Annotated in this window: 13 protein-coding genes; 3 read left to right on the forward strand and 10 right to left on the reverse strand. The window is 74.0% G+C overall.

Features of this window, described 5'->3' with window-relative positions:
• Positions 1 to 123: 123 nt before the first annotated feature.
• The 6 genes from EF918_RS24110 to EF918_RS24135 form a co-directional block, all read right to left on the reverse strand.
• Entirely contained in the window at positions 124 to 525 is a 402-nt protein-coding gene (locus EF918_RS24110) for a hypothetical protein (protein WP_125650381.1), read from the reverse strand.
• Entirely contained in the window at positions 515 to 2,308 is a 1,794-nt protein-coding gene (locus EF918_RS24115) for a hypothetical protein (RefSeq protein ID WP_125650383.1), read from the reverse strand. Before EF918_RS24115 ends, EF918_RS24110 begins: the two co-directional genes overlap by 11 nt.
• Positions 2,309 to 2,420: 112 nt before the next feature.
• Entirely contained in the window at positions 2,421 to 3,410 is a 990-nt protein-coding gene (locus tag EF918_RS24120) for a malate dehydrogenase (protein ID WP_125650385.1), read from the reverse strand.
• A gap of 258 nt (positions 3,411 to 3,668) precedes the next feature.
• A complete protein-coding gene (locus EF918_RS24125) occupies positions 3,669 to 4,814 on the reverse strand; it encodes an RNA polymerase sigma factor (RefSeq protein WP_125650405.1) in 1,146 nt (381 codons plus the stop codon).
• Positions 4,815 to 4,895: 81 nt separating this feature from the next.
• Positions 4,896 to 5,312, reverse strand: coding sequence for a YciI family protein (locus EF918_RS24130; RefSeq protein ID WP_125650387.1), 417 nt, complete (start codon positions 5,310 to 5,312; stop codon positions 4,896 to 4,898).
• 99 nt (positions 5,313 to 5,411) lie between these two features.
• The gene (locus EF918_RS24135) at positions 5,412 to 6,014 is read right to left on the reverse strand and encodes a short chain dehydrogenase (RefSeq protein ID WP_125650389.1); all 603 of its coding nucleotides are present in this window, start codon (positions 6,012 to 6,014) and stop codon (positions 5,412 to 5,414) included.
• A 94-nt stretch (positions 6,015 to 6,108) separates the two neighbouring features.
• Here EF918_RS24135 and EF918_RS24140 point away from each other — a divergent pair, with 94 nt between their 5' ends.
• Positions 6,109 to 6,999, forward strand: a complete 891-nt coding sequence (locus EF918_RS24140; RefSeq protein ID WP_125650391.1) for a LysR substrate-binding domain-containing protein — start codon at positions 6,109 to 6,111, stop codon at positions 6,997 to 6,999.
• Between the two features lie 5 nt (positions 7,000 to 7,004).
• Here the strand turns inward: EF918_RS24140 and EF918_RS24145 are convergent, their stop codons facing one another.
• Both EF918_RS24145 and EF918_RS24150 read right to left on the reverse strand, forming a co-directional pair.
• Positions 7,005 to 7,601, reverse strand: coding sequence for a DUF3017 domain-containing protein (locus EF918_RS24145; RefSeq protein ID WP_125650393.1), 597 nt, complete (start codon positions 7,599 to 7,601; stop codon positions 7,005 to 7,007).
• The gene (locus EF918_RS24150) at positions 7,591 to 8,451 is read right to left on the reverse strand and encodes a bifunctional methylenetetrahydrofolate dehydrogenase/methenyltetrahydrofolate cyclohydrolase (protein WP_125650395.1); all 861 of its coding nucleotides are present in this window, start codon (positions 8,449 to 8,451) and stop codon (positions 7,591 to 7,593) included. Before EF918_RS24150 ends, EF918_RS24145 begins: the two co-directional genes overlap by 11 nt.
• Before the next feature lie 262 nt (positions 8,452 to 8,713).
• On the opposite strand from EF918_RS24150, the gene EF918_RS24155 reads away from it, so the two are divergent.
• Complete coding sequence (locus EF918_RS24155) at positions 8,714 to 9,349, forward strand: hypothetical protein (protein WP_125650397.1); 636 nt, start codon at positions 8,714 to 8,716, stop codon at positions 9,347 to 9,349.
• Positions 9,350 to 9,446: 97 nt separating this feature from the next.
• Here the strand turns inward: EF918_RS24155 and purH are convergent, their stop codons facing one another.
• Together purH and purN are read right to left on the reverse strand one after the other, a co-directional pair.
• Positions 9,447 to 11,015: a bifunctional phosphoribosylaminoimidazolecarboxamide formyltransferase/IMP cyclohydrolase gene (gene purH, locus EF918_RS24160; RefSeq protein WP_125650399.1), complete on the reverse strand. Its 1,569-nt coding sequence runs from the start codon at positions 11,013 to 11,015 to the stop codon at positions 9,447 to 9,449.
• Positions 11,012 to 11,626 (reverse strand): phosphoribosylglycinamide formyltransferase, encoded by a 615-nt coding sequence (gene purN, locus EF918_RS24165; protein WP_125650401.1) that lies wholly within the window; start codon positions 11,624 to 11,626, stop codon positions 11,012 to 11,014. Before purN ends, purH begins: the two co-directional genes overlap by 4 nt.
• A gap of 211 nt (positions 11,627 to 11,837) precedes the next feature.
• Between purN and EF918_RS24170 the strand changes: the two genes are divergently transcribed.
• The gene (locus EF918_RS24170; RefSeq protein WP_125650403.1) at positions 11,838 to 12,470 is read left to right on the forward strand and encodes a hypothetical protein; all 633 of its coding nucleotides are present in this window, start codon (positions 11,838 to 11,840) and stop codon (positions 12,468 to 12,470) included.
• The last annotated feature ends 36 nt before the right edge of the window (positions 12,471 to 12,506 follow it).

Raw genomic sequence — 12,506 nt, forward strand, 5'->3', positions numbered from 1 at the left:
CGGCGCCCCCGGACGGTGACGGTCCGGACCCGCCCGGGGTCGCCGACCCGCCCGGACCCGCCTCGGTCGGGATCCAGCGCTGGGTCTTGGGGTCCCAGCGGAGTTCCCCCGCGGGTGCCACGGTCAGCCTCCCAGGGCGGTCAGGAGGCCGGCCAGGGAGCCGGCCGCGCCGATGGCCTCGACCAGGGGCGCCCAGCGGTCCAGGGCCCGGCGCAGGCGGGTGACCACGGCCGGGCGGATCTCCTCGGTGTCCTCCAGGTCCTCGGCGGCCTCGTCCAGCTCGGTGTCCAGCGCCGACCGGTCGGCGCTGCGCGGCAGCCGGACCAGGGCGGCCCGCAGGTCCTGCACCGCCTCCAGCAGTTCCTCCGCCGTCGGTGCGGCGGCGCCGTCCCCGGCGCCGCCGTAGTGGTGGACGGTGTTGGTGTGGCCGCTGCCCCCGATGCTGAAGCTGCTGCCCGAGACGTTCCCGAACCGGACTGCCGGTTCGGCGTCCCCGCCACCCGCTGCGTTCCCGTTACCTGCCACGGCCTTCACTCCCCCTGTTCCCGCCGGCCCCGCCGGTCCCGCTCTTCCCGTGCATGGTGTTCTGCGCGCCGCTCCCGCCGACGCTGAAGGCGCTGTCGTGGACCGAGTGGATGTACGTCCCGCCGCCGGCGATGGTGATCGCGCTGCGCCGGGCGAACTCCTCGGTGTGCCAGCCCGCTTCGTGCAGGGCCAGTGTGACCCCGCCGACCACCCGGTCCTGAATGGTTTTCAGGTACCGGTCGGCGTCCATCAGGTGGAAGATCGAGCCGTTGTCCTGTGCGGCGAGCTCGCGCACCGACGTCCGCGGCCCCTCGGGCCGGGCCCCGCCGTGTCCGCCGGTGACGATCCGCCACCAGCCGGCCAGCCCACGGGCGAGCGTGGCCACGGACGCGCCGAACGAGGCCGGGGTGCGCACGAGGGCCCAGACCGCGCGGCCGAGGGCGTTGTTGTTCAGGTAGCGGTGTGCTTCGGCGTCGGCGTTGTAGAACAGGACGTGCACCGGGTTGAGCAGGTGCGGTGCGACCTCCAGCATCAGCATGCCGCCCTGGGTGTGGACCCGGACGAACACGGTGACGACCAGGTCCTCGTCCCAGCCGCCGACCCGGACCCGCAGGAAGTGCCGGCGCCGTTCGCCGCCCTCCTCGATGGCGACGGCCCGCTGCTCGGCGAAGAACTGCGGGGACAGCGGGGCCTGGTCGCGGTGCGGCAGCCCGTCGACGGGTACGAAGACGCACTCGTCGATGACCAGTTCGCGCAGCCTGTCCTGCACGGCGGCCTCCGCCTGCGGGGAGCCGTGCGGCGAGGGCACGCGCAGGGCCTGGAGCAGCGGCACGATCCGCTCGACGAGGTGGGTGTTGGTCAGCGGTGTCGGCTTGCGGTCGGGCCCGAGGTCCTCGCGGGGGCGCAGCTCGACGGACAGGTGCCACGGGTAGTACGGCTCGCCGGCCCCGCACAGCGGGTCGTTGACGTCGTACATGACGAGCGGCGAGTGCTGCTCGGCACGGATCCGGCGGCGGATGCGCTCGAACCGGGGACCGGGCGTCGCCTCGGCGGGGTCGCCGGCGTGGTCGGCGTAGCGGTGCCGGGACAGTTCGCCGGTGATGACGCGGGCGACCTGGCTGCGCTGGAGGGCGACGAGGACGACCAGGCCGACGAAGGTGAGCGGGACCATCCACAGGGCCAGCCCGCCGCTGCCGGAGGAGCTGCCGCCGGGGCCGCCGAACGGGCCGGACGACGAGCTGGAGGAGCCGGTCAGGGAGTCGGTGAGGAACAGCGCGCCGACCCCGACCAGGTCGCCGAAGGCCCCGCCGAGGGCGAGGCCCAGACCGATCAGGGCGATCACGACGACGGCGATCATCCACCACGCGTAGACGCGGACCACCACGCCGAGGAAGCGCAGCAGCCCGAGGTCCCGGGCGCGCAGCCAGCGGGCGAGGCTGAGCAGCAGGAAGGGCGCGAGGAGCAGGGTGAGCGCGCCCGAGGTGATGACGGTGCCGACGAACCAGGCGGCGAGTATGCCGGCCGCCCAGGTCAGTTCCATCCGGCGGGCCCGCAGGGCGTGGGCCAGGACGCGGGTGGTGTCGAAGCCGTAGGCGGGTGCTGCCAGGCGTTCCTCGTGGACGTACAGCTCGTCGATGACGCGCTCGCGGTAGCCCGCGTCGAGGTAGGTGCCGGCGCACAGCAGCCGGCCCGCTTCGCTGACGGAGGGGTGCACCGGGGGCCGTCCGGCCCGGGGGTCTGCCCAGCTGCCGCTCGGCGGGGAAGGATGGGGGATCTCGGTCACCGAGCGACCTTAGTTTTTGTTTATGTGCCCGTGACAGGCGAATTCACGCCAAAGCGCCCCGACCAGGTTTGGTCGGGGCGCTCTTGGTTCAGCGGTGGCCGTGGGCCGTGCCTCAGATCAGGCCGAGCTCGCGCACCGCGTCGCGCTCCTCGACGAGCTCCGCGACGGAGGCGTCGATGCGGGCACGGGAGAACTCGTTGATGTCCAGACCCTGGACGATCTCGTAGGTGCCGTTCTTGCAGACGACCGGGAAGGAGGAGATGAGGCCCTCGGGGACGCCGTAGGAGCCGTCCGACGGGATGCCCATGGAGGTCCAGTCGCCCTCGGCGGTGCCGTTGACCCAGGTGTGGACGTGGTCGATGGCGGCGTTCGCGGCGGAGGCGGCGGAGGACGCGCCACGGGCCTCGATGATCGCGGCGCCGCGCTTGGCGACGGTCGGGATGAACTCGTCGGCCAGCCAGGCCTGGTCGCCCACGACCTCGGCGGCGTTCTTGCCGGCGATCTCCGCGTGGAAGATGTCCGGGTACTGGGTGGCGGAGTGGTTGCCCCAGATGGTCAGGCGCTTGATGTCGGAGACGGCGGCGCCGGTCTTCGCGGCGAGCTGCGAGATCGCGCGGTTGTGGTCCAGGCGGGTCATCGCGGTGAAGCGCTCGGCCGGTACGTCCGGGGCGGCGGCCTGGGCGATCAGGGCGTTGGTGTTGGCCGGGTTGCCGACGACGAGGACCTTGATGTCGTCCGCGGCGTTGTCGTTGATGGCCTTGCCCTGCGGCTTGAAGATGCCGCCGTTGGCGGAGAGCAGGTCACCGCGCTCCATGCCCTTGGTACGCGGGCGGGCGCCGACGAGCAGGGCGACGTTCGCGCCGTCGAACGCCTTGTTGGCGTCGTCGGTGATCTCGATGCCGCGCAGCAGCGGGAAGGCGCAGTCGTCGAGCTCCATGGCGGTGCCCTCGGCGGCCTTCAGGCCCTGCGGGATCTCCAGGAGGCGCAGGTTGACCGGCACGTCCGCGCCGAGCAGGTGGCCGGACGCGATGCGGAAGAGCAGCGCGTAGCCGATCTGCCCGGCGGCGCCGGTGACGGTGACATTCACGGGAGTGCGGGTCATGGCCTTCTCCGTTAGACAGCTGGCGGTGGGGCGTCCCTGCCCCATGTGCTGGAGGACGCCGCTTCCCGGTGAATCTTGATGTGAAGAGACATCCGCGGTCAGGCTATAGGACACGGGACGGGGTGCATCCCCGCCCCCGTGTGGTACGTGGCACACGCGGGCGTGGTTTCGAAGGCAAAGTCCCTCCTGCGGCCCTATGACCAGCCGGTTCGCCCCCAGGTCGGGCCCGGTGCCGCAGGGGGGACGGCGCGTGGACCTTCAATGACGCGGGCGGGTGTTGAGCCGGGCGGCCCGGCGGGTGAGGTAGTCGCGCTCGGCGAGGTTCTGGGCCTTGCCGGCCGCCTCGGCGTACAGCCGGGCCGCGGTGTCCAGGTCCCCGTCGCGTTCGTGGAGGTAGGCGGCGGCCGCGGTGCGGCGGGGCAGCGTGTCGTCCACTGCGGCGAGCGCGGCCAGGCCGGCGCGCGGCCCGTCGGCCTCGCCGACCGCGACGGCGCGGCCCAGCCGGACGACCGGGCTGTCGGTCAGCCGGAGCAGTTCGTCGTACCACTCCACGATCTGCGGCCAGTCGGTCTCCTCGGCGGTGGGCGCGTCGGCGTGCAGCGCGGCGATGGCGGCCTGGGCCTGGAACTCGCCCGACCGGTCACGGGCGAGCGCCGCCTGCAGGACGGCGACGCCCTCGGCGATCATCGCGGTGTCCCACCGGCCGCGGTCCTGCTCGGAGAGCGGCACCAGACTGCCGTCGGGCGCGGTCCGGGTGGCCCGCCGGGCGTGGTGGAGCAGCATGAGGGCGAGCAGGCCCGCCACTTCGGGGTGGTCGATCGCGGCCGCGAGCTGCCGGGTGAGCCGGATCGCCTCGGCGGCGAGGTCGACGTCGCCGGAGTAGCCCTCGTTGAAGACCAGGTAGAGCACGCGCAGCACGGTGGCCACGTCCCCGGGCCGGTCGAACCGGACGCCGGAGACGGTCCGCTTGGCCCGGCTGATGCGCTGCGCCATCGTCGCCTCGGGGACCAGATAGGCCCGGGCGATCTGGCGGGTGGTCAGCCCGCCGACGGCACGCAGGGTGAGCGCGACGGCGGAGGACGGGCTCAGGGAGGGGTGGGCGCACAGGAAGTAGAGCTGGAGGGTGTCGTCCACCGTGGCCGCCGGCCCGGGTGCGGGCTCCTGGTCGACGCGGTCCTCGCGGCGGCGGCGGGCGGTGTCCGCGCGGGTCGCGTCGAGGAACTTCCGCCAGGCCACCGTGACCAGCCAGCCCTTGGGGTCGCGCGGCGGCTCGGCCGGCCAGGCGCGGACGGCCTCGACCAGGGCGTCCTGGACGGCGTCCTCGGCCGCCGCGAAGTCGGCTCCGCGGCGGACGAGGGCGGCGAGCACGCCCGGGGTGAGGCTCCGCAGGAGGGCCTCGTCGATCGGGGGCACAGGGGTCTCCAGGGGGCTCCGCGGGTTCCTACGGGGACGGCGACGACGGCGACGGGGCGAGGGCGCGACGCCTCAGGGGTGGCACTGGGTGGTGTCGGGCGACACGGACAGGAACGGGCGGAGTTCCAGCCACTCGTGGATCGGCTCGCCGCCGGCGCCGGGCGCGGCCGAGAGCTCCCCGGCCAGCTCGACGGCCCGCTCGTAGCTGTCGACGTCGATCACCATCCAGCCGGCGACGAGGTCCTTGGTCTCGGCGAACGGGCCGTCGGTGACCGGCGGGCGCCCCTCGCCGTCGTAGCGGACCCAGGTGCCCTCGGGGGCCAGCGCCTGGCCGTCGACGTACTCGCCGGTCTTCTCCAGCCGGGCCGCGAAGTCGTGCATGTACTGCACGTGCGCGGAGATCTCCTGCGGCGTCCACCGGTCCATCGGCACGTCGTTCGCCGGGGCCGGAGCGCCGCGGTAGTGCTTGAGCAGCAGGTACTTCGCCATCGTGGGGTCTCCCTCGGTGCTGTACGACCCATTGTGGTCGCGTTCACCCCGGGGACGGAGCCGGGCGCGGGATCTCGACACGGCCGCCGGCCCTTTTTGCTAGGCGACGCGGAAGACCCGGCCCGTCTGGTGCCCCTCGACGGACTTGACGTACGCGGCCGCCGCGCGGGCCACCGGGACGGCGTCGAACCCGGCGAAGGTGTCCCCGTAGGCGCCGAGCGACTCCTCGAAGACGGTCGGGCTGACCACGTTGATCCGCTGCCGGCCGGGCAGCTCGATCGCGGCGGCCATGACGAAGGCCTCGACGGCGCCGTTGGCGAGCGAGGCGACCGAGCCGGTGAGCAGCGGCTCGCGCGCCAGGATGCCGGTGACCAGCGTGAACGAGCCGTGGGCGGGGAGCCGGTGCAGACCCTGGCGGACCAGTTCGACCTGGCTGAGGGTCTTGCCCGCCAGCCCGGCCCGTACGTCGTCGGCGGTCAGCTCGGCCAGGGGCCGCCACGGCACCCAGCCGGCGGCGTTGGCGACGGCGTCGACCGGGCCGGCCTGGTCGTACAGGGCGCGGACGGAGTCCGGGTCGGTGATGTCCACGTGCAGGTCGGCGCCGGTGCGGGAGGCGGTGACCAGCTCGTGGCCGCGCTCGTGCAGGGCGGCGCGGACGGCGCTGCCGAGGGTTCCGTGGGGGCCGATCAGGAGGATACGCATGCGGACGAGCATCACGCGGAGGGGATTGTTCAGTCCAGCTACTTCACCTTCACGGACACTTAAGAGCATCTACGGTGAAGGCTAGGCTGGGCCCATGCTCGACGTGAAACGGATGGTGCTGCTGCGCGACCTGGCCGAGCACGGCCGGGTGACGGCCGTGGCCGACCTGCACGGGGTGACCCCGTCGGCGGTCTCGCAGCAGCTCCGGGCCCTGGAGGCGGAGGCCGGGGCGGCGCTCGTGGAACGCGAGGGCCGCGGGCTGCGGCTGACCGCGGCCGGCGCGGCCCTGGCCGCGGAGTGCGCCCACGTCCTGGCCGCGCTGGAGCGGGCCGAGGGGGCGGTGCGGGCGCTGGACGCCGAGCCGGGCGGGGAGCTCGCGGTCGGCTGCGCGCCGAGCGCCCTGCGGACCGTGGCGGCGCCGCTGCTGGCGGACCTCGCCGTACGGTACCCACGGCTACGGCCGCGGATCGTGCAGGCCGAGCCGGAGGAGGCGGTGCCGGAGCTGCTGGGACGGCGGCTGGACGTGGTGGTGGCCTACCGCTACGAGCTGCTCGGGGCGCCGCCGGCGGCCGGGACCACGGCCGTGCCGCTGTTCGACGACCCGCTGTGCCTGGCGCTGCCGCAGGAGCTGCGGGCGGTGGTGGAACGCGAGGGGCTGGCGGCGCTGCGGGAGCACGCCTGGGTGTCGGCGCCGGAGCCGAGCAGCTGCCGGGACATGCTCGTGCACGCCTGCCGCAACGCCGGCTTCACCCCACGGATCGCGCACGACGTGGCCGACCTGCGCAGCGGGCTGTGGCTGGTGGCGACCGGGCGTGCGGTGTCGATCCTGCCCCGGCTGCTGTGCGACGCGCCGCCGCCCGGTACTGCGGTGCTGCCGTTGCCGGGGCGGGGGCGGGTGGTGGAAGCCGTGGTGCGGACCGGCACCGAGGGGCGACCGGCGGTCGCCGCCGCGCTGGACGCCCTGCGGGCGGCGACCGCGCGCTGACCCGGTCAGCGCACGATGAAGCGGACCGTGTCCTCCAGGAACGGGAGCTCCAGCCACGGCTTGGGCTCCGCGACCAGGGCCAGCAGCGTGATGGCCACGCCCAGCACACCGTAGGTGATCATGTCGGTGAAGCGGGAGCGGACCGCGAGCATCCCGACGGACGGGAGCACGCGGCGCAGCGCGGCGGCGGCGATGAGCGCGATCCCGATGATCAGGCAGCCGATGCGGACCTGACCGAACGCGGTGGTGAGCAGCCCGGCCGCGGTGGCGCCGAGCACGCTGAGCATGGGCCACTGCCGGGCGGGCGCCGGCGCGTCCCCGGACGCGGCCCGCCCACCCCCCTCGGGCCGCGCGGTGTCCCGCGTGACGGTCGGGAACCGCCGCGACCTCCCGGCGGCCCCGGGCTTGACCTCACCGGGGGCCTCGGCACCGGCCCCGGCGGAGTCGGCCGCCGCGCCGGGAGCCTCGGCCCCACCACCACCGGCGGAGGCCTTCGCCCCGCCTGCCTCGCCGGGGTCGGCCGCGGCCGGGCCCGAGGCCGGAGCGGCCGGCCCCTGGGCCGGGGCCGTCGGGTGCGGGGTGGGGTCGGGTTCAGTGCGCATGGGGGGTCCGTTCCGCCGCCTCGACCACGTTCACCAGGAGCTGCGCGCGGGTCATCGGGCCGACGCCGCCCGGGTTCGGGGAGATCCAGCCGGCCACCTCGGCCACCCCGGGGTGCACATCGCCGACGATCTTGCCCTCCTCGTCCCGGCTCACGCCCACGTCCAGCACGGCCGCGCCGGGCTTGACGTCCTCCGGCTTGACCAGGTGCGGCACCCCCGCCGCGGCCACCACGATGTCCGCCTGGCGCAGCAGCGCCGGCAGGTCGCGCGTACCGGTGTGGCACAGCGTCACCGTCGCGTTCTCCGACTTCCGCGTCAGCAGCAGCCCGATGGACCGGCCGACCGTGATGCCCCGGCCCAGCACGACCACGTGCGCGCCGTCGATCTCGACCCCGTGCCGCCGCAGCAGCGTGACGATGCCGAACGGCGTGCACGGCAGCGGGCCGGGCTCGTTCAGGACCAGCCGACCGAGGGACATCGGGTGCAGCCCGTCCGCGTCCTTCGCCGGGTCCATCAGCTGGAGCACCCGGTTGGTGTCGATGCCCTTGGGCAGCGGCAGTTGGACGATGTAGCCCGTGCAGGCCGGGTCCTCGTTGAGCTCGCGCACCACGGCCTCGATCTCCTCCTGGGAGGCCGTGGCGGGCAGTTCGTGCCGGATCGAGGAGATGCCGACCTCGGCACAGTCCCGGTGCTTGCCGGCCACGTACCAGCGGCTGCCCGGATCGTCGCCGACCAGCAGGGTGCCGAGGCCGGGCGTGACGCCCCGGGCCTTGAGGGCCGCCACGCGGGCGGTCAGCTCGGACTTGATCGCGGCCGCGGTGGCCTTGCCGTCGAGAATCTGGGCAGTCATGACCACATCCTCCCGGATCTGGTGGGCCCGGTTCCAGTCGCGCCCCACCCGGTCGCCGTCCGAGCCGCCCACGGTCCCGGAGGGTTCATTGCACTTGCACAACAAGTGACGACACCCCCTGCGGGTGACTGGACAACCCGCGCCGGGTGCCCCGACGATGGCGGCAGAGTGCCGCGGGCAGTGCCGGGGGGCGGACCGCACTTCGAGTTGTTCCTCCGCGCGGGCCGCGCGTCCCCGCACGTACACGGAGGAACACCCCACCATGAGCTTCGGCGATCCGAACAACCCGTACGGGCAGCAGGCCCCCCAGGGCCAGCCCGGCTACGGCTACCCGCAGCAGACGCCCTACGGCTACCCGCAGCAGACGCCGTACCCGGCGGGGCCGGGCGGCTACCCGGGTGCCGCCGCGGTGCCGATGCCCGGTGGTGTGCGGGCCGCCCGCGTCATCCTGTTCGTCCTCGGCGGGCTCACGGCCCTCGGCGGGGTGCTGCTCCTGATCGGCGGCGCGGCCTTCGCCTCCATATTCGCCGACTCCTCCAGCTCCTCGGCCAGCGATGTCGGCACGGCCGCCGGCGGGGTCTTCGCGGTCGCCGGCATCATCGTGATCCTCTACGCGCTGTGGCCGCTCATCACGGCCGGCCGGCTCGCCAAGGGCCGCGGCGGCGTCCGGGTCTCCGGCATCATCTACGGCTCGCTCCAGACCCTGTTCGGCGGTCTGAGCGTGCTCAGCAACCTGGCCGCGCTCGGCGCCTCCTCGTCCAGCAGCAGCCACACGCCCGCGGGCGTGTTCGTGCTCTCGCTGGTCATCGCGCTGATCTCGACCGGCCTCGGCCTGTGGATCCTCATCGGCCTCGCCAAGGGCGACGCCGGCGCGTACTTCCGCCGCCCGCAGTACTGACCTCCGTACCGCGAAGGCCGCGTCCCGCAGCAGCGGGACGCGGCCTTCGCGCGTCAGGACCGGCGAGCCGGCGGCCGGCGGGTGCCGGCCGGCCGGATCAGTGGAAGAAGTGCCGGGTCCCGGTCAGGTACATGGTCACGCCGGCCTTGCGCGCGGCCTCGACCACCTGCTCGTCACGGACCGAACCACCCGGCTGGACCACGGCCTTGATGCCCGCGGCCGTCAGGATCTCCAGGCCGTCCGGGAACGGGAAGAACGCGTCCGAGGCGGCGTACGCCCCCTGCGCGCGCTCCGCGCCCGCCCGCTCGACGGCGAGCTTGGCCGAGTCCACCCGGTTGACCTGGCCCATGCCGACGCCGACCGAGGCGCCGTCCTTGGCGAGCAGGATGGCGTTGGACTTCACCGCGCGGCAGGCCTTCCACGCGAAGGCGAGCTCGGCGAGCTCCTCGGCGGACAGGGCGTCACCGGTGGCCAGGGTCCAGTTCGCCGGGTCGTCGCCGGCGGCCTGGAAGGCGTCGGACTGCTGGAGCAGCACCCCGCCGGAGAGGGGCTTGAGGTCGCCGGGCTGGAGCGGGTGCCCGTCCACCTTCAGCACGCGGATGTTCTTCTTCCGCGCGAGCACCTCCAGCGCGCCGTCCTCGTACGCGGGGGCGGCGATGACCTCGGTGAAGATCTCCGCGACCTGCTCGGCGAGCGCGACGGTCACCGGGCGGTTGACGGCGATGACGCCGCCGAACGCCGACAGCGGGTCGCATGCGTGCGCCTTGCGGTGGGCCTCGGCGACATCGGCGCCGATCGCGATCCCGCACGGGTTGGCGTGCTTGATGATCGCGACGCAGGGCTCGTCGTGGTCGTAGGCGGCGCGGCGCGCGGCCTCGGTGTCCACGTAGTTGTTGAAGGACATCTCCTTGCCGTGGAGCTGCTCGGCGTTGGCGAGTCCGCCCGGCCGGCCGTCCGTGTAGAGCGCGGCGGACTGGTGCGGGTTCTCTCCGTAGCGCAGCGAGGCCTTGCGCTCCCACGCCCCGGCGAGGAACTCGGGCAGCTCGCCGCCCTCCTCCGGCGCGTACACGTTCGTGAACCAGGAGGCGACGGCGACGTCGTACGCGGCCGTGTGCTGGAAGGCCTCGGCCGCCAGGCGCTTGCGCGCGGCGAGGTCGAAGCCGCCGGCCTGGACGGCCGCGAGCACGTCGGCGTAGCGGGCCGGGCTGGTGACCACCGCGACGGAGGGGTGGTTCTTGGCGGCGGCGCGGACCATGGACGGGCCGCCGATGTCGATCTGCTCGACGCACTCGTCGGGGGTGGCGCCGGAGGCGACGGTCTCCCGGAACGGGTACAGGTTGACGACGACCAGGTCGAACGGCTCGACGCCGAGCTCCGCGAGCTGCGCGCGGTGGCTGTCGAGGCGCAGGTCGGCGAGGATGCCGGCGTGCACGCGCGGGTGCAGGGTCTTGACGCGGCCGTCCAGGCACTCGGGGAAGCCGGTCAGTTCCTCCACCTTGGTGACGGGGACGCCGGCGGCGGCGATCCGGGAGGCGGTGGAGCCGGTCGACACCAGGGTCACTCCCGCCGCGTCCAGTCCGCGCGCGAGCTCCTCCAGCCCGGTCTTGTCGTACACGCTGATGAGTGCACGTCGGATCGGCCGCTTGTTCGTACCTTCGGCGGTCACTGGATCGTTACCTTTCGTCCCTCGATGCGGTAGCCGTGCCGGGCCAGTCGCCCCACGACGTCGACGAGCAGCCTGCGCTCGACTTCCTTGATGCGCTCGTGAAGAGCGGCTTCGTCGTCCCCGTCCTCGACCTCGACCACACCCTGGGCGATGATCGGACCGGTGTCCACGCCGGCATCCACGAAGTGGACCGTGCAGCCGGTGACCTTGGCGCCGTAGGCGAGGGCGTCCCGCACGCCGTGCGCGCCGGGGAAGGCGGGCAGCAGGGCCGGGTGGGTGTTGACGAACCGGCCGCCGAAGCGGTCCAGGAACGCCTTGCCGACGATCTTCATGAACCCGGCGGAGACGACCAGGTCGGGCTCGTGGGCGGCGGTGGCCTCGGTGAGGGCCTGGTCCCACTCCTCGCGTGTGCCGAACGCCTTGACGGGGCAGACGAACGTGGGGATCCCGGCCTTCTCGGCGCGTTCGAGCCCGGCGATCCCGTCCCGGTCCGCACCCACGGCCACGATGCGGGCGCCGTAGCCCTCGGGGTCGGAGGCGATGGCGTCGAGCAGGGCCTGGAGGTTGGTGCCGGAGCCGGAGACCAGCACGACCAGGCGGGAGGCGGCCATGGGAGGCCCTTTCTCGCGGGTACGTCTTATGCGATCGTACGAAACTCCGTGTCCCCGATATACGGGGAACCCTACGAAGGCGCCGACCGCCTGCAACGATACCGGCACACCCGACGGCCCCCGAGGGACGGGGGCGGGCCCGGGCGGTAGCGTCTGGGGATACAGGCCGCACCTCGCCGCACACAACGACACAGGGGAAGAAACGCACCCGATGCCGGACCGCCGTCAGCCCTCCTCCACCGACGACAACCCCTTCGCGGCCCCGCCGGAAGGGCGGCCGGACCAGCCCTGGCAGCCCCGGGACGGGGCCGATGCCCATGAGCGGCGGGGCGAGGGCGGAGGGCCCGGGCAGGGCCCCGGCGGCGGCGGGCCGATCCGCTGGGACCCCACCGACCCGGTGCAGCGGCGGGCGCGGTACGCGCTGCTCGCGGGCATGTGGGGCTTCTTCTTCGGGCTGTTCGGCATCCCGGCCATGGGGCTGCTGCTCGGGGCGCTGGCGATGTACTGGGGCGTGAGCGCGCTGCGCGCCAAGCGGGGGCCGGCCGAGGCCGGTGCCGCCCTGGCCGCCGTCGGCGCAGCCGGGGCGGGCTCCGCGGCCCCGCGCCGCGAGGAGGGCCTGGCGGCCCTCGGCGACGCGGCCCGGCCGCAGCGGACGGCCGCGGTCAGCGGCCTGGTCACGGCGACCCTGGCACTGCTGCTGGCGGCCGGCTCGTACACGGTCCAGCTCGTCTACAAGGACTTCTACGTCTGCCGCGACGACGCCCTGACCCAGGCGGCCGAGCTCCAGTGCAACGACCTGCTCCCGAACAACCTCCTGGGCCGCCTCCTGGAGGTCAAGCGCTAACCCCGCCCCCCACCCTTGCGCACCACCACCCGCGCC

The sequence above is a fragment of the Streptomyces sp. WAC06614 genome, from assembly GCF_003949795.1.
Lineage (GTDB): Bacteria > Actinomycetota > Actinomycetes > Streptomycetales > Streptomycetaceae > Streptomyces.